The organism is Bacillus sp. AL-1R (genome assembly GCF_052180195.1).
GTDB lineage: Bacteria > Bacillota > Bacilli > Bacillales > Bacillaceae_G > Gottfriedia.
Genome location: NZ_CP197469.1, coordinates 639,229 through 656,262, shown reverse-complemented (window position 1 = coordinate 656,262; position 17,034 = coordinate 639,229). Strand labels below are relative to the sequence as shown.

General features: G+C 34.7%; 16 protein-coding genes. 4 read left to right on the top strand and 12 right to left on the bottom strand.

Annotated features, from left to right (window positions below; translation table 11 throughout):
- Nucleotides 1–426: 426 nt before the first annotated feature.
- Nucleotides 427–762, bottom strand: a complete 336-nt coding sequence (locus tag ACSBO6_RS03110; protein ID WP_498844134.1) for a hypothetical protein — start codon at nucleotides 760–762, stop codon at nucleotides 427–429.
- Nucleotides 763–963: 201 nt separating this feature from the next.
- Between ACSBO6_RS03110 and ACSBO6_RS03105 the strand changes: the two genes are divergently transcribed.
- Nucleotides 964–1,737, top strand: coding sequence for a TSUP family transporter (locus ACSBO6_RS03105; protein ID WP_098848509.1), 774 nt, complete (start codon nucleotides 964–966; stop codon nucleotides 1,735–1,737).
- 90 nt (nucleotides 1,738–1,827) lie between these two features.
- On the opposite strand, the gene ACSBO6_RS03100 is transcribed toward ACSBO6_RS03105, so the two are convergent.
- The 4 genes from ACSBO6_RS03100 to ACSBO6_RS03085 form a co-directional block, all read right to left on the bottom strand.
- Complete coding sequence (locus ACSBO6_RS03100; protein ID WP_498844133.1) at nucleotides 1,828–3,003, bottom strand: thiolase family protein; 1,176 nt, start codon at nucleotides 3,001–3,003, stop codon at nucleotides 1,828–1,830.
- 32 nt (nucleotides 3,004–3,035) lie between these two features.
- On the bottom strand, nucleotides 3,036–3,818 hold the full coding sequence (locus ACSBO6_RS03095; RefSeq protein WP_498844132.1) for an SDR family NAD(P)-dependent oxidoreductase: 783 nt from the start codon (nucleotides 3,816–3,818) through the stop codon (nucleotides 3,036–3,038).
- 212 nt (nucleotides 3,819–4,030) lie between these two features.
- Nucleotides 4,031–4,507 carry a 2,4'-dihydroxyacetophenone dioxygenase family protein gene (locus tag ACSBO6_RS03090; RefSeq protein ID WP_498844131.1) on the bottom strand — a complete coding sequence of 159 codons (477 nt, stop codon included), beginning with the start codon at nucleotides 4,505–4,507 and terminating at the stop codon, nucleotides 4,031–4,033.
- A 183-nt stretch (nucleotides 4,508–4,690) separates the two neighbouring features.
- Complete coding sequence (locus ACSBO6_RS03085; RefSeq protein WP_498844130.1) at nucleotides 4,691–5,479, bottom strand: SDR family NAD(P)-dependent oxidoreductase; 789 nt, start codon at nucleotides 5,477–5,479, stop codon at nucleotides 4,691–4,693.
- A 143-nt stretch (nucleotides 5,480–5,622) separates the two neighbouring features.
- On the opposite strand from ACSBO6_RS03085, the gene ACSBO6_RS03080 reads away from it, so the two are divergent.
- A complete protein-coding gene (locus tag ACSBO6_RS03080; protein ID WP_498844129.1) occupies nucleotides 5,623–6,528 on the top strand; it encodes a LysR family transcriptional regulator in 906 nt (301 codons plus the stop codon).
- A gap of 61 nt (nucleotides 6,529–6,589) precedes the next feature.
- Here the strand turns inward: ACSBO6_RS03080 and ACSBO6_RS03075 are convergent, their stop codons facing one another.
- Together ACSBO6_RS03075 and ACSBO6_RS03070 are read right to left on the bottom strand one after the other, a co-directional pair.
- Entirely contained in the window at nucleotides 6,590–6,772 is a 183-nt protein-coding gene (locus ACSBO6_RS03075) for a hypothetical protein (RefSeq protein ID WP_098848503.1), read from the bottom strand.
- Nucleotides 6,773–6,802: 30 nt separating this feature from the next.
- Nucleotides 6,803–8,092, bottom strand: coding sequence for an MFS transporter (locus ACSBO6_RS03070; protein ID WP_098848502.1), 1,290 nt, complete (start codon nucleotides 8,090–8,092; stop codon nucleotides 6,803–6,805).
- Nucleotides 8,093–8,558: 466 nt separating this feature from the next.
- On the opposite strand from ACSBO6_RS03070, the gene ACSBO6_RS03065 reads away from it, so the two are divergent.
- Nucleotides 8,559–9,332 (top strand): SDR family NAD(P)-dependent oxidoreductase, encoded by a 774-nt coding sequence (locus ACSBO6_RS03065; RefSeq protein ID WP_098848501.1) that lies wholly within the window; start codon nucleotides 8,559–8,561, stop codon nucleotides 9,330–9,332.
- Between the two features lie 83 nt (nucleotides 9,333–9,415).
- On the opposite strand, the gene lipP1 is transcribed toward ACSBO6_RS03065, so the two are convergent.
- The 5 genes from lipP1 to ACSBO6_RS03040 form a co-directional block, all read right to left on the bottom strand.
- Entirely contained in the window at nucleotides 9,416–10,366 is a 951-nt protein-coding gene (gene lipP1, locus ACSBO6_RS03060; protein WP_098848500.1) for a LipP1 family hormone-sensitive lipase, read from the bottom strand.
- A gap of 144 nt (nucleotides 10,367–10,510) precedes the next feature.
- The gene (locus ACSBO6_RS03055) at nucleotides 10,511–11,509 is read right to left on the bottom strand and encodes a TauD/TfdA family dioxygenase (protein WP_098848499.1); all 999 of its coding nucleotides are present in this window, start codon (nucleotides 11,507–11,509) and stop codon (nucleotides 10,511–10,513) included.
- Nucleotides 11,510–11,608: 99 nt separating this feature from the next.
- Nucleotides 11,609–12,898, bottom strand: a complete 1,290-nt coding sequence (locus ACSBO6_RS03050) for an MFS transporter (protein WP_498844128.1) — start codon at nucleotides 12,896–12,898, stop codon at nucleotides 11,609–11,611.
- Between the two features lie 83 nt (nucleotides 12,899–12,981).
- Entirely contained in the window at nucleotides 12,982–14,037 is a 1,056-nt protein-coding gene (locus ACSBO6_RS03045; protein ID WP_498844127.1) for a TauD/TfdA family dioxygenase, read from the bottom strand.
- Between the two features lie 33 nt (nucleotides 14,038–14,070).
- Nucleotides 14,071–15,585, bottom strand: coding sequence for a long-chain-fatty-acid--CoA ligase (locus ACSBO6_RS03040; RefSeq protein WP_098848496.1), 1,515 nt, complete (start codon nucleotides 15,583–15,585; stop codon nucleotides 14,071–14,073).
- Between the two features lie 383 nt (nucleotides 15,586–15,968).
- On the opposite strand from ACSBO6_RS03040, the gene ACSBO6_RS03035 reads away from it, so the two are divergent.
- Nucleotides 15,969–17,009, top strand: a complete 1,041-nt coding sequence (locus ACSBO6_RS03035; protein ID WP_098848495.1) for a YeiH family protein — start codon at nucleotides 15,969–15,971, stop codon at nucleotides 17,007–17,009.
- The last annotated feature ends 25 nt before the right edge of the window (nucleotides 17,010–17,034 follow it).

Below are 17,034 nucleotides of genomic sequence, written 5' to 3'. Positions count from 1 at the left end.
ATGAGGAAATGTAACTCATCTGGATGCAAACTTAAACCTCCTTGCCCACCAAAAAAGTCACTTTTACCACCTAAGCCACCTTTTCTTCCATGCAAATGTTTTTACGAACACTAGAGATGCGATTATCGTGACCACTAAATTGTGATGATGTATTGGCGAATATTAATATTGATTGTTGTTTTTAAGAAGATAAGAAAAATCGAAAACCTTCCGACGGGCCATTAATGTGATTGCCGTGAACATCATAATAAGGCTGCTGTACAGATGTCATTGCTAAAATATTAAGTGCTGTTCAAAATGGTCGATCAACAACCCATTGCGATAAAGAATTACTATTAATATCAACAATAACAATTAATAAGCAAGTTACCATAATGAATTCCCCTTATGTAAAAAATAGAGTGAGGAAACTTATTGTTTCTCACTCTATTTATGCTTATTAAAATAATCTTCCTTCGTTATTGAATTACCTTGTATTTCATCTAATGAACGAAAATAAAGTTCAATTTCATTCATTTTTAAATGTATATCTTTAATTGAATCCTCTAATATTTTTGTTAATTCATTTTGTACTTGTTTAATAACTTCATCACTTTCTAGACAGCCAAATCGGATCATTCGATTAACTTTTAGTTCTTCCAGGGCCATCCTCATTTCGATCTTTGTAACAATCTCTTTCATTAAACGATTAACGTTTTTTTCAAAGTATTTTTCTTTAGCTTGTTCTATTTCTGTTGAAGTATTTGTTTGTTCGAAATTCAATCTATACACACCTTATCATTAAATTATCACATATCAATATATGCAAATTTTTAGAAAGTGGTACAAGTTGTATGTATATTTTCAGTGTTAGTAAATTTAAAAGGTTTATTAAAAAAATATTCTTATCTTACTAAATTAATGTTTACTTTGTTTTATATTTTATCTACTATCAAATTAGTATAGAAAAGAAAGGTAGATTTGATGATATTCCACATTGATCCATCGTTATTATTAATTTTAATTGTTTTTGGATTTTTAGCTGCATTTATTGATTCTGTAGTTGGAGGCGGTGGGCTAATTACTTTGCCAGTATTATTATTTGCTGGTCTATCTCCCGCTGCTGCTGTCGCAACGAACAAATTAGCTGGATCAATCGGCTCTTTAACGAGCACAATCATGTTCTATCGTTCTGGAAAGCTTGATTTGAAGTCTGTCTATAAGTTATTCCCACTTACCTTTATTGGTTCTGTTTTGGGAGCTTGGACAGTTCATTTAATTGACCCTACCGTTCTTAAACCTCTTATGCTCATAATGCTTGCAGCAGTTGCAATTTATACTATTTTTAAGAAAGATTGGGGCGATACGACTACCAATAAAAAGCTGTCAGTTTCTCGTATTGTTCTGTTTATGTTTTTAATTTTTGGAATTGGTTTCTATGATGGATTCATCGGTCCTGGAACAGGTTCATTCCTAATATTTGCTTTTTTAATGATGGGGTTTGATTTCTTAAAAGCTGCCGGAAACGCAAAGTTTTTAAACTTTGGTAGTAATATAGCTGCATTATTAATGTTTATGTACTTGGGCCAAATTCATTACGCATATGGGATCGCGATGGGACTTGCACAAATCGCAGGAGCAATTTGTGGTTCAAAATTCGCTATAAAAAAAGGCAGTGGCTACGTTCGAATCCTTTTTATTACAGTAACCTTTATCTTGTTAGCAAAAAATACATTTGATTATCTATTATTAAAATAAAAAATCTTAACGATCAAATGAGATTAGATCGATATAAAAAATGGTAAGCAAATTTTTGTAGAATTTGCTTACCATTTCTTTTTCACTAGATTATACAGCTTCTATGATTATTGAAACCCCTTGCCCGCCACCTACACATAAAGTTGCTAAACCAATTTGTTTCTTTTGACGTAATAATTCATGTAATAAAGTAACGACAATTCTAGTACCAGAACAGCCGATTGGATGTCCTAATGCAATAGCTCCTCCATTAACATTAATAATCTCTTCTGATATATTTAATTCTTTATTTACTGCTAATACTTGTGCAGCGAATGCTTCATTGATCTCCGCCAATTCGATATCCTGTATCGTTAGATTTGCACGTTGAAGTGCTTTTTGTGTTGCTGGAACTGGTCCAATCCCCATAATCGAAGGAGCTACAGCAGCGCTTGCTACCGAACGAATTTTGGCAAGAGGTTTCAAACCGTATTCACGTACTGCTTGTTCAGATGCAACAATAACAGCAGCTGCACCGTCATTTAATGATGAAGCATTTCCAGCTGTCACAGTTCCATTCCCTTTAAAAGCTGGTTTAAGAGTTTGTAGTTTCTCTATACTAGTATTTTTTATGTTCTCATCTTCTGTAAATAAAATGGACCCTTTTTTAGTTTTAATCGTTACTGGAACAATTTCTTTTTCAAATTTCCCCAGTTCCCTAGCTCTAATCGCTTTTTGCTGACTTTCTAAAGCAAAAATGTCTTGCTCCTCGCGGGATATACGGTAGTCTTCAACTAAGTTTTCAGCTGTAACTCCCATATGGTAACCTTCTATCGCACAGTGAAGCCCGTCATGAAAAATTGCATCTACAGTCCTTAAATCTCCCATTTTTTGTCCCCATCTTGCATTCATTACTAAATGCGGGACATTACTCATACTTTCCGCCCCTCCAGCTATCACGACATTTGAATCTCCAGCTAGTATTTGATGATAGGCTAATGTAATTGCTCGGAGTCCAGATGCACATTGTTTATCGATTGTAATGGCTGGTATAGAAACAGGTAAGCCAGCATTAATTGCGGCTTGTCTTGCTGGATTTCCTTTAAGCCCTGACTTTAGAACATTACCTAATATTACTTCATCAACACAATCAGCAGATAAACCAGAACGGTCCCATACCTCCTTAATAACGGTTGATGCTAGCTGTACCGCACCTACATCTTTTAACGAGCCTCCGAAACTTCCAATTGGAGTTCTGAGCGCTTCAACTAAATAGACGTTTTGCATTCACAATCCCTCTTTTCATAAAGTCTTTGTACTTACACTTTTTCTTCGATCATCTTTCGGGTATAAGTAGTTACCCACTTTCTTGGCAGTATTCCAACAGATTTTGCCATTAGTTTATTTTTAAAGCCTGGAATGATCACCGTTTTATTTTTCATTAAGCCTTCGTAACCACACTTGGCAACTGCATTAGGATCCATTAAGTTTTTAATGAAAATTTTTGTTCCGGTTGAAGCAAGTCCCTCAGTAAGTGGTGTCTTTGTTGACGGAGGACATAATACACTAACTTGAACCCCAGTACCTTTTAGTTCTTCAGCTATCGCTTCCGTAAAAGATAAAACATATGATTTACTCGCACCATACATCGACATCCTTGGGGTTGGTTGAAAAGCTGCTGTTGAAGCAACATTTAAAATTTTACCGTGATTTCGTTTAATCATTTCATCCGCTATTAGTCTAGTTAAATAAGTTAAGGAGATCATATTCAACTGCAAACATTCTATTTCTTTCTTAATATCTAATTCTGTCATTAACCCTAATCCGCCAGCTCCAGCGTTATTAATCAATATATCGATAGGTATTCCTTCTTTTTTTAGGTATGTATACAAGCTCTCTACAGTTTCATGATTACTTAGATCACCGACAAAAGTATGAACCTCAATTCCGTATTCCTTTTTTAAAAAGTCAGCTTGTTTTTCCAACAACAATTCATCTCTAGCAACTAAAACTAAATGATAGCGATGACCTGCGAAAACCTTTGCAAATTCCAATCCAATACCTTTTGTAGCACCTGTAATTAATACTGTTTCAGCTGGCATATTTAGATAAACCTCCTCGATTTTAAATATTCTAAATTTTAAAAATATTAATATAAACTAATTATACTCATAAGTAATAGTTAAATAAAATTAAAGAATTTAATCTATAAGTAAGTATCACTAATATACAAATAACTTAAAATTATTCATAAGAAAAGAGAATCCTTTTCGCCACGTCGACGTTTTTAGATTCTCTTTTCCTTTATTATCATTTAAAATTTTGTCACATCAACAGGCTCGATTCCTTCAGCTGCACAATATTCATAATATCTGTTTAAAAATGTTTCCCAATTATCTCTAGCAAGAATTTCGCCATTCTCACCGATATAATCCAATGTTCCTTCTACAATATTAAAGGTAATAACATCTTCCTCACCTACAGCTGTAGGTGTATGTTTTGATCCAGCAGGCTCATAAACAACGTCACCAGGTTTTGATATCCAAGACTCTTCTAGATATCTCCACGTTCCTTGAACAGTGTATACAATAACTGTTCCAGGATGGAAATGTGCTGGAAGCTGCATTTTCGCAGGTACATATAATAATGTTAGAGTTTGCCCTGTTACAGGGTTTGCTTTAAGTAATTTAAACTTTGAATCTCCAAAATAAGGAATCCAAGGCAACTCATCAACATTAATATTGCCAGCATGGTGAACTATTACTTCTTTTACATCCTTTACATTACTCACTTAAATCCCCACTTCCAACTTTTATTAAATTCGTTTATAGTAGTCTCTTATATTAGGATGACAACTTAAAACTACTTCGAATTCGTTATTATCAGTATATTTATAATTTTCTGTAAAGTAAAATTAGTATTTTTTACTTGTATGTAAGTTTGACTAATTTACAAGTATTTATTTTGATGATTTTTACTTAGCACCAAGGCCACCATCAAGAACTAGTATTTGTCCTGTACAATAGTCAGATGCTGCTGAAGCAAAGTAAAGGGTCGCACCTACCAAATCATGATCACTACCTAATCTTCTAAGAGGAACTTGCGTAGCAATGAACGGACCGGCTTTGTGAACAAGAGTTCCCGGTATTTCCGGATTATTCATTCCCGTAGTGAATACGCCAGGAGCAATTGAGTTTACATTAACACCGTGACGCCCCCACTTAACTGCTAAGTCCTTCGTTAAAGTCATAACAGCACCTTTACTTGTTGTATATCCAACAGAATCTACAGCTTCAGGATCAACACCTTTAAAACCTATACTAGAAGAAATATTGATGATTTTTCCATATTCGTTTTTAATCATATGTTTTCCAACTGCCTGACACATTAAAAAAGTTCCTGTCACATTCGTGTCTAACATGGATTGCCATTGTTCTAACGGCATTTCTACAGCTGGCGATTCAAAAACAGTACCACTACTATTTACTAAAATTTCGATACTTCCAAATTGAGAAATTGCTTGTTCCAATCCCTTTTCAATTGATTCGGGACTAGTTACATCTAATGATATCGCTAACGCTCGTCTGCCTAATGCTTCTATTTCTTTGACGACTTCTTCGCACACTTCTAAACGTCTAGAACAAACTATTACATTTGCTCCAGCTTCTGCTAAAGCTATTGCCATTACACGACCTAGTCCACTTCCGCCTCCTGTAACGACCGCTGTCTTATTTGTTAAATCAAATAATTGTACAATTGACATTCTACTCTTCCTCCTAAAATTAAGAATATTCTAATTTTTATAAATTCTTATTGATATTGATTATACATATAAATTATAATGAAAAAAAATTAAAGATTTTAATGTGTAAGTTAGTATCACTAATAATAAAAAAGGGGACACACATGAATATTGAGCAATTAATCTATATTGTTGAAGTCGCAAAATACAGTTCCTTATCAGTAGCAGCACAAAATTTACATGTTACTCAATCAACAATTAGCCAGTCCATAACTAACTTAGAAAAAGAGCTAGAAATAAAAGTATTTAAACGTTCACGGGGACATGGCGCAGTTCCAACTGATGAAGGAAGAGTCATTTTAAAACTCGCCTACGAAGTTCAAAAAAAACTTGAAGAAATAAAGGAGACAGCTAACTTATTTAACTCCACGGAGGTGGGTGAGCTTACTATATCTTCTTTACCTGGATTAATGACATTTCTCGTTAAAGCAATCTCTACATTTAGCCATGATTACCCTCATGTAAATCTTGAGGTTACTGAAAAAAGTGGTACATCAGTGATTGATGATGTTAAGCAGCATAAGACTGATTTTGGTCTAATTACCTATTCAAGTGATTTAGGGATAAATATGGAAGGGATCGCTTATGAAGCACTCCTTGATGGGAAGCAAAAGGTATACGTTTCGAAGCATTCTCCTTTAGCCATACTTGGTTCTGTAACTCCAGAAGACATTTTCGATCAAACGCTCGTCATATATAAAGGCGAATTAATGCAATATTTTATCCAAGATTTTTTTAACAAATATAAACCTTTAAAAATTCTATTTACAACAAACAATATGACCGGACTTCTCCAAGCGGTCAATGAAAACTTGGCCATTACATTTGCTCCTGATTTTGTCATGCAAAATTATCCATCAGTCATTAATGGGGATATTATTCCAATCGATTTAAACAACCATAATACCGTTAACATTTCTTTAGGATTAGTTCGATCAGAAGATAAACATTTATCTACATACGCTACCAAATATATTCATTATCTAAAATCGGAAATTATGAATAACTAAAAAAGAGAAGCAACTGCGTTCAAAGTGACGCGGGGAGCTTCTCTTTTTATTCGAATCTATTTTAACGAATATTTTGCTCGTTTTTGCCTTTTGTTTCGTTTTCGATATGGTCATCAGCATATGTTTCAGTTATTTTATCCTGACAACTCCAGCAATTACTACGGTTTCTCTCCATAATGGATAATTCTTCATGACATTCTACACAACAATCGATTCCATCAGAAACTATTCTATTTTTACACATAATCTTTCCTCCTAAGTTTAATTCATACTTTTATATAATGACCTGTTCCTCTGCTTTGATCGTAGTGCTTGTTTGCTTAGTAGGACGCACGGCGATCCAAAATACTAACCCGAAAACAAACATGACTAAAGATGTCACCAAAAATCCGTAACCATATCCCATTGATTCACTTGGTGCATTTTCAATAAAATTACCAAATATAACAGGCGCAATAATACTCGTTGAACTTGATATAGCAACATATGTCCCTTGAGCTTTCCCAATGTTTTTAGGTGAAAAAAACTCCATTAACATAGCTGGTGCTAGTGAAAGAATAACAATTGCAAAACCTGGTGCAAGGACGAAGAACAAGATCGAAATTGCACTTGAATTTGCGACACTTCCAATGTATAAACAAATAGCGGAAGACATCATTGTAATTCCTGCAAGATTTATTCTTGCTTTTCGAATATCCTTCGTTTTGCGGTAAATACGGTCTGATATTAGAGCAAAGACAATTTGGCAAATAGCTGCAAAGAGAAAAGGTAGCGACACTGCCATTTTTAATGTTTTACCATCAAAATGTTGAACTTTCGAAAAGTATGCTGGAAACCAAACTGCTTGGACAGACAATAACCAATATGCACAACCTGCGCAAACAGCAGTGAAAATAAAATTTTTAGAAAAAATATGCGGTAAAAACTGTTTCCATGAAACTTTATTTGGAATCACTGAGTTTTTATCCACTTGCTCAAATGTAGAGACCCCAATATCTTTTGGACTTTCTTTCCCAAAGATCATCCATAAAAGTAGAACAATACTTCCGACTACTCCCATTGCTATAAAAGCGGCTCTCCAACTATATTGATTAATTAATGAGATTAATAGTGGAGAAGCAATTGCAGGTCCGATTGTAGCTCCAAATAGCACTGCCCCAAAACCAATACCATGTCTATGTTTAGGAAACCATTTTCCAATGATTGAAGTCGAAATCGAAATAGCTGGTCCTTCCCCTGCTCCCAACAGCATTCTTGAAAACATTAATAGAGATAAACTAGATACAAAAGGTGTTGTAAATTGAACGATTAACCAGATTAACATAATCCAAGTAAACATCTTTTTCGTGTTTTTAGAATCAGCCAATCCACCAAGAATGAAAGAAGAGATCGTAAAGAACCAAAAAAAAGAGCTTCCAACTACTCCCCATTGAGATGGACTTAAATGTAATTCTTTCATTAATGGAACTGAAACTAAACCTATGATGATTTTATCAACTTGATTAACCATGCCAGAAGCAACTAGAATTAATAAAATAATCCAAGAATATTTTGGTGTGTTCAAAAAGATCTCCCTTTCTTTCCCTCTAATTATTGAACATCTCTTAATAGCAACCTGTTTCCCACCTAAAACGTTTATAACAAATTAACAATTCTTCCAATTAGGTAAAGCGCTTTCAAAAATGACTTTTCACTTCTTTACGAAATGACAAAGATGCCCTTTCCCCCCTTTTATTTACATAGATTCATTTCATAACTTTTATTGCATTTCAATTTTCTTTAAATTTATTATATTCATAATTTTCAGTTAAATAAAATTAAACATTTTAATTTACATGTAAATACTACTAATATATGAAATATGTACCATCATCAATAAGAAATTTTAACACCATGATATATTAGCACAACTAAATTACAAATTAAAATCTTTAATTTTATATAAATATTATTTATAGGTAGAATTAAGATAGGAATGAGTAAAGATTAAATCACTCAATTTTTCATTGAATCGAACTGGAGGCTGAACAATGGACTTAAAATTACAAGGGAAAAAAGCACTTATTGTTGGCGGTAGTCGAGGTATCGGTAAAGCTATTGCCCGCCAGCTAGCTCTTGAAGGTGTAGATTGTACGATTTGTTCAAGAACTGAATCCACTCTAAAGATTGCAGCAGAGGAACTGGCACAAGAAACTAACCGAAATATTTATCCAATCGTAGCTGACACTACCGATCCAGACTCCATTTTAAATCTAGTAGAAAAATCAGCAACAATCATGGGAAGCATAGATATATTAATTAATAGTGGAGCTCGAGTTGGCGGACATGAGCCTGAGGACTTTAATAGTATTAAAGAAGAACTTATTATAAAGGATTTTGAAGAAAAATATATGGGCTATTTTCGTAGTATTAGAGCCGTTGCCCCGTATATGATCAAAAACAATTGGGGAAGAATCATTAATATTAGTGGACTAGCTGCTAGGATTGGCGGCAATTATTTTAGCTCGGGTCCTCGTAACGCGTCTGTCGTCCATTTAACGAAATCTGCATCTATGGAATTAGGAAAACATGGGATTAATGTCAATGCAATCTATCCTGGAATTGTTGATACCGAAATGTTTAGAGACAAAGTGACGAATGAGACGGCAATTCAACAATTTAAATCACTAAATTCTCTTGGTCGCTTGATTACCCCTGAAGAGATTGCTTACGTAGTTTCTTTCCTAGCATCACCTTTATCAGCATCAATTACTGGAGAAGTCATACCGGTAACTGGTGGGATCGGAAATACCGTTTATTTCTAATATACTTTTTGAGATTAATAGTTCAAAAAAAGAGCCTCACAACTTTGAGGCTCTTTTTAGTCCAAATTTCATCTACTTTATCATCACACTGATTGCAAGCGTTCGTCACAGTCTGATTTTAAAAATTTATCGATCTTAGAAACTGTCGATTCAATGTTATTCGAAAAAATTGCCATATGTGCAAAATAGCCGTGGATCATTCCGGGCTCGCATGCATATTCAACTTGTACTCCAAACTTTTTCAATCGATTGGCATAAGCTTCACCTTCATCACGTAGTACATCATTTTCTGCCGTAATGATTAATGCTTTCGGAAGACTACTTAAGTCATTTGCTAGTAACGGAGAAGCATACTCATCCGTTTTATCTTCTTTATTTCTTAAATAATGATTTCGGAACCAAATTAACTGTTCTCGATCTAACCCAAATCCTTTTGCGAACTTTTGATGTGATTCAGTATTAAACTCAAGATTTGTTGGGGGATAGATTAAAACTTGTCCCGCAATGCTAGGACCTTTTCTGTCTCTTGCAATCATTGTAACGACTGTAGCAAGATTTCCACCTACACTATCTCCACCAACAATCAATCTAGAGACATCCCCATTATAGGAAATACCATTTTCATAAACCCACTTTAAAGCAGAAAATGCATCTTCTACCGCTGTCGGAAACTTATATTCTGGTGCAAGGCGATAGTTTACGGATACAACAATGCTGTTTGTTCTATTAGCAATTAAGCGACAACTTGCATCCGTTGATTCAATATCTCCGAGAACCCATCCCCCACCGTGGTAGTATATGAATAGTTGAAAGGGTCCTTGACCTTCAGGCGTGTAAACTCGACAATTAATTACTTCATTATTACTAACTGGAATCTTAAAATCTTCTACTTTTGATAATCTTGCTAAATTCACAAGAGGGCGTGGTGACTTTGACAGCATTTCTCTTACAATTTTGGGCTCTAGTTCATGAATAGGTGGCATCTGTTTTAGTGCACTTAAAAATTTCTCCGCATTTAGATCTAACTTTGCCAAACAATATCAACCTCTCTCGTTTTAATTTACGTTATTTAAGATTTATCTATAAGATTAGCCAATCTAAATGATAAATTGGTGATCTTATTCATGTTGCCTTGAATAAAATCACCAATTATTAAATAAGCTAATTTCTACTAGTTCTTAGCTATTTATAGGTGCCCCACCAATATAAAACTCAAAGTCCGGAGCAATTTTGCGACCATTTGGCATCATTAGCCATAATCTTAATAAATGACGTTTTTTATCCTCTTCCTCGAAATCTTCAAAATGAGTACGTGAATGGAATACGGTATAATTATTAACGAATTGAATGTCCCCTGGTTCCATCATCATATCGATATGAAAGTTTTTATCATGAGTAAGGGAATCAATAAAATCAAATGCTTCAATTTCCTCGTCTGACAAAGGGATACCTGTTTTCGTTTGTGCTGATTGGACATACTGGCGAATATATCTGCAGCTTAATTTCCCATCAAAATAGCTAAAAATTGGTGATTGTACGACTGGTGATTGCCCAGACGCTTCCTCTCCGCGCAGATCATGGGCAAATGATCGATAGAGAATTTCCAGATATTCTGGACGTTTTTCCAGAATTTCATTATAGATCGACATCGCACTTGCGATACTACTTAAACCACCAGATTTTGCTTTACGAAGACAAAGTAAACCAACCACATCAGCTAGATCCGTATGATAATCAAGATGCACATTCGTTTGGTAACCACGTACTTTTGTATTATCATTAAAGTCCTTACCTACGTTTTTAATATGACCTAGGAGTTCTCCATTTTTACTTTGGATAATTGGCAGTCCTAAATGCAGTCCAAGTCCCCAGTAAATGATACTTGCTTCTTCATCGGAATAACGATCCATTGGCAATCCACGGATTAAAAGAAAACCTCTTCCATTCTCTAATTCATCAACAAAGTATTTAATTTCATCAGCTAGATCAGGAATTGGGAAATCTTCCTTTTTAAAATCAGGTGCTTTTAAACCTTTTTGTTGAACACATAATACAGCCTTCTCAAGTGCAGCAATTGTTTTGTCGGTTAAAAAATAAATCCATGATTCATCTTTAGCAAGATCAATACCTTTCCAAGCAGATCGTCCTTGAATTTTTTCATTTAAAATCATTGACATTAAAACTCCTCCTTCGTAATTGAAGATTACTAATTTAATTGCCAAATAGTTAAAACGATTAATCTCAACTTATATTTCTAAGTACATACAGATCATTCTTTAACTGCTCATTTGCTTCCCTGAATCATTTATTGCATTTCTTTGATTTACGGGATGTACCCCAAGCAAAAATACACTTCCTATAATGAACATTCCTAATGAAGAAAAGCCAAACGCATATTGATATCCGATAGCTTCAGTTAGTGAATGCTGAATAAAGTATCCGAAAACTAGCGGAGCAATGATACTAGAAATACTTGAAAAAGCAATGAATGCTCCCTGTGCTTTTCCAATGTTCTCCGGAGAAAAGAACTCCATCAATATTGCGGGAGCAAGTGAAAGAATTACATACGCAAAACCAGGTGCAAGTGTAAAGAAAACAATAGACATAGTTACCGAATTCACGGTAATCGCTACATATAGACAAATAGCAGATAACATCATCATAAGACCTGCAAGATTAATACGGGCTTTACGAATATTGCCTGTTTTACGGTAAAGACGATCAGATAGCATTGCAAATCCAATTTGGCAAAAAGCCGCAAAAAGAAATGGCAATGATACCGCTAGTTTTAAAGTCTGAGAGTCATACTGTTGAATTTTTGTAAAGTATGACGGTAACCATACTGCCTGAATGGATAATAACCAATATGCACAACCACCACACAAAACAGTTAAAATAAAGTTTTTAGAAAATAGATGAGGAAAAAACTGTCGCATTGTTACTTTAGGTAAGCTAGATCTGTGCTCCGTTTGATGAATAGCTGGTAATCCAATTTCTGTTGGACTTTCTTTACCGAAAATTAACCATAAAACGTACACGATCAGTCCAAGAACACCCATCACTAAAAATGCCGATTTCCATCCATATTTATCAATTACTGATATTAATAATGGAGAAGCAATTGCCGAACCACCAGTTGTTCCTAAAAGAACCGCACCAAAACCTATACCATGCCTATGTTTTGGGAACCATTTTCCCATGATTGCCGTAGAAAGAGCCGGTGCTGGACCTTCACCTAACCCTAAAATCATTCTTGTTATCAAAAGCAAAGTAAGGCTAGAAGCAAATGGAGTTGCAAACTGAACAATTAGCCAAACTAATGACAGCCATGACAACATTTTTTTCGTATTTTTCGAATCAGCCATTCCTCCAAGTATCATTGAGGAAAATGTAAAAAACCAAAAAAATGAACTTCCTACAACTCCCCATTGCGTTGGACTTAAATGTAACTCTTTCATTAAAGGAACAGAAACCAAACCAATAATAATTTTATCGACTTGGTTGATCATACCGGTAAGAACTAGAAATAATAAGATTACCCAAGCGTACTTTGGAGTTTTTGACATACAAGTATATCCTCTCTTTTCTTAAGGAGCACCTTTTCCAAAAAGAAAAGGTGCTCCACACTAAAATTCTTACTGAAGTAAAATTACTTTAAAGTTTCAACAATACCGCCTGCTGTTTTAATACGAGCAGGTACACCGCCACGACCAGGTTTCCCAGTATTTTCGTCAAAAAACATTGCGAAATCCGGAGAAATTTCACGGCCATTTGGCATCGTGAGCCATAATCTTAGCAAATGGCGTTTTTGGTCTAGTTCCTCATAATCTTCGTATTGAGTTCTTGAATGAAGAACCGTATAATTATTTACAAATTGCATATCGCCTGGCTCTAACATCATATTGAAATGTAAATTTTCATCATGAAGAAGAGAGTCTAGTAAATCCAATGCTTCGATATCAACTTTTGATAATTGGATACCAGTTTTTGCTTGTGCTGATTCAATAAATAAACGAACATATCTACAACTTAGTTTTCCATCATAATAACTAAAAATTGGTGATGTAAAGATTGGCGATTCACCTGGCCCCTCTTCTCCACGGCGATCAAAGTTAAACGGACGACAAAGTATTCCCAAATACTCAGGGTTCTTCTCTAGAATCTCATTGTAAACTGTCATCGAGCTTATAATGCTGCTCTCTCCCCCTGATTTTCCTTTTCGTAAACTTAATAAGCCCACTACATCAGAGCCATCAGCATGAAAAGGAAGATGTAGTTTCGTTTGGTAACCGCGAACGTTTGAATTTTCTAAACTAAGTCCTTGATCTCTAACGTGCCCTAAAAGTTCACCATTAGCATTTTGCGATACTGGAGTTCCCATATGAAGGCCAAGACCCCAATAAATAATGCTTGCTTCTTCATCTGTATATCTTTCAATTGGTAATCCTCGAATTAATAGAAATCCTCTTCCATTCTCAAGTTCATCAACAAAGTAATCAATTTCATTTAAAAGATTTGGTACTTGGAAGTCTTCTTTGTTAAAGTTTGGTGCTTTTAACCCCTTTTGTTTAACAATCTCTAGTGCATTTTCAAGCTCAGCAATTGTTTCCTCAGATAAGTAATAAATCCAAGATTCATCTTTTGCTAAGTCTGTTCCTTTCCAAGCTACTGGCCCTTTAACCTTTTCCTTTAAAATTGTTGACATAATGCATCCTCCCTTTATGAATGATTTATTTGTTTACTTTACTTCAGTCAATTCTCTTAACTCTCTACGCAAAATTTTCCCAGTTGAATTCTTTGGTAGCTCTTTAAAAAATTCTATATATTTAGGAAGCTTGTATTTAACTAGCTTATCTTTACAAAATTGAATGATGTCATTGTCAGAAAACTCTTCATCATTCACTACGACGTATGCTTTTACACTTTCTCCGTATTCTTTATTAGGCACGCCAACTACTGCTGCCTCTAAAACTGCGGGATGTTGATATAGTACTTCTTCCACTTCACGAGGATAAACATTGTATCCTCCAACAATAATCATGTCCTTCTTTCGGTCTACAATGTAGATGTATCCATCTTCGTCCATTGTTGCGAGATCACCAGTGTAAAACCACCCGTTTTTAAAAGCGGCCAATGTAGCTTCCTGCATCCCTAAATATCCTTTCATTACGTTTGGTCCTTGAACAACTAATTCTCCAACCTCACCTCTTGGTAATTCATCTCCAAATTTATCTACTACTTTGCTTTGAACAGCTGGAATATTTTTACCGATTGATCCTGGTTTCCTAATTCCTTTTAACGGATTAATTGCTACAAGTGGTGCCGTTTCAGAAAGTCCATATCCTTCTAATATAGGCACGTTGAACTTACTTTCAAATTTATGCAGAAGCTCTACAGGAATCGAAGCACCTCCTGAAATACAAATACGAATGGATTTAAAATGCTCTTTCGATGCTTCAGGTAATTGATTTATAAAATTGTACATCGTAGGGACTCCTGCAAATACAGTAGCATCTCTCTTTTGAATGGTTCTTACTACATCAATAGGACTGAATTTAGGCAGAATGATAACTGTTGAGCCACAAGCAATTGGTGCGTTCAAACAAACTGTCATACAGAAAACATGAAACATTGGCAATACAGCAACTACTCGATCGTTTTCATCTAGTTCAAGCAATTTGGAAATAGAATCTGCATTTGATGCCAAATTTCGATGTGTTAACATTGCACCCTTTGGTTTTCCTGTAGTACCTGATGTGTACAGAATAACGGCTAGATCTTCTTCATCAATGAATGGACTTCCAATTACACTTGTTTGGGATTTCATAAGATGCTCCCATGTCCATTCCTGTTTTTTTGCTTCTGTATAAATGACAAACTTTAGATTAACCAACTGTTTCTTTAGCTCTGATAACATAGACTCAACAGATTCATGAGCAATAACCGCTTTGACTTGACTATTTTCCAATATGTAGTTTATTTCATCTTGGGTAAATGAAGGATTGATTGGCACAACAAATGCTCCTAATCGCAAAACCCCATAGTATGCAATGAGAAATTCTGGGCTATTTCCAAGTAAAAGAGCAACTCCATCTCCTTTGCTAATTCCTTGTGCAAAAATGCCTTGTGCAAATTGGTTTACAAGCTGGTTTAATTCCCTATATGAAACACACTGATCACCGTACATATAAGCGGTACGTTCCGGGAAGTTAATCGCGCTTTTATTTAAAATTTCGTATAAGTTACTACTCATTAAGTGAATTTTCCTCCTTCCAACCATTTGGAAACGTTTTATAAATTAATTATTTTGAATTTTTAAAATATTACTACACTTAGTATACTCATAAATAAAAACGAAATAAAATTAAAGATTTTAATTTGTATGTAAGTCTAACTAATATTAAGATCATTGTTCAATCTAATAGACACCAAAAAAATTCACTTAATAAGACTCAACTAACTCTAAAATAAAAAAAAAAGCCTAAATTTAAAAAGGCTCTGCTTTTAGTAGTTAGTTTATAGCTCTTTTTCTAATTATCGTATTTACTTATCATAACTATAATAATAATTTATTTTCCTTATAGTAAATCATTCGATACGATAAATAATATAGAACGCCCCAAGGAGATGAACATGATGGAACAACAAGCAATAATGAATACAAAACAAGAACATCAAAAAAAATCTACTAAACAGTTAAATGCAGCAATAATCTATGGCGTGGCTTTTACATTCGTCATAGCAGTTTTAGGTTTTCTGATCGCAAAGTTACCATGGTTTGATCATGTTGGACCACTTGCATGTGCCATTTTACTGGCTTTAGTGTATAGACAATTTTTTGGTTATCCTGAAAAATGGCGTGCAGGAATTCAATTTTCTTCAAAAAGACTTTTAAGATTTGCTATTATACTGTACGGATTAAAACTAAACATGGTTGTCATTTTTAGTGATGGTTTGCCTTTATTACTGAGAGGGATGGGAACGATCATATTTTCGATTGTCGTTTTAATGGTTATTGCGAAATGGCTAAAAGCTGATCTGAATCTATCTCTATTATTAAGTATCGGCACTGGCATTTGTGGTGCTGCTGCAATCGCTGCTATATCTCCAATCATTAAAGCAAAAGATGATGACACCGCTATGTCAGTTGGGATCATCGCATTAGTCGGTACAATATTTTCAATCATCTATACTTTAATCTATCCTTTATTACCAATTAGTCCTACTGAATATGGAGCATGGGTCGGAATAAGTCTTCACGAGATTGCTCATGTAGCTTTAGCAGCTGCACCTGCAGGACAAGATGCACTTGCTCACGCATTGCTAGCCAAACTTGCCCGTGTATTTTTATTGATTCCGGTTTGTTTTCTCTTTTTATATTGGATGAAGCGAAAAGGAAAATTAAACGGAGAAGCAAAACTAGAGTTCCCATGGTTCTTAATTGGCTTTGTTGTGATGAGTTTTATTGGAAGCTACATCCTTGGTTCAAAAATTCCAGTATCAAATAAAACGATGTCAGACGTTGCTGTTTTTACATCATTTATTTTAACAATGTCTATGACTGGATTAGGACTAAATATTAACCTAAAAGAATTACGCACTAAATCAATTCGCCCACTTATAGCAATTGTCATTACATCTATTCTCTTATCATTCGTAACATTTTTTAGTCTGTAACTCGAAACTAAAAAGTATCAGATTC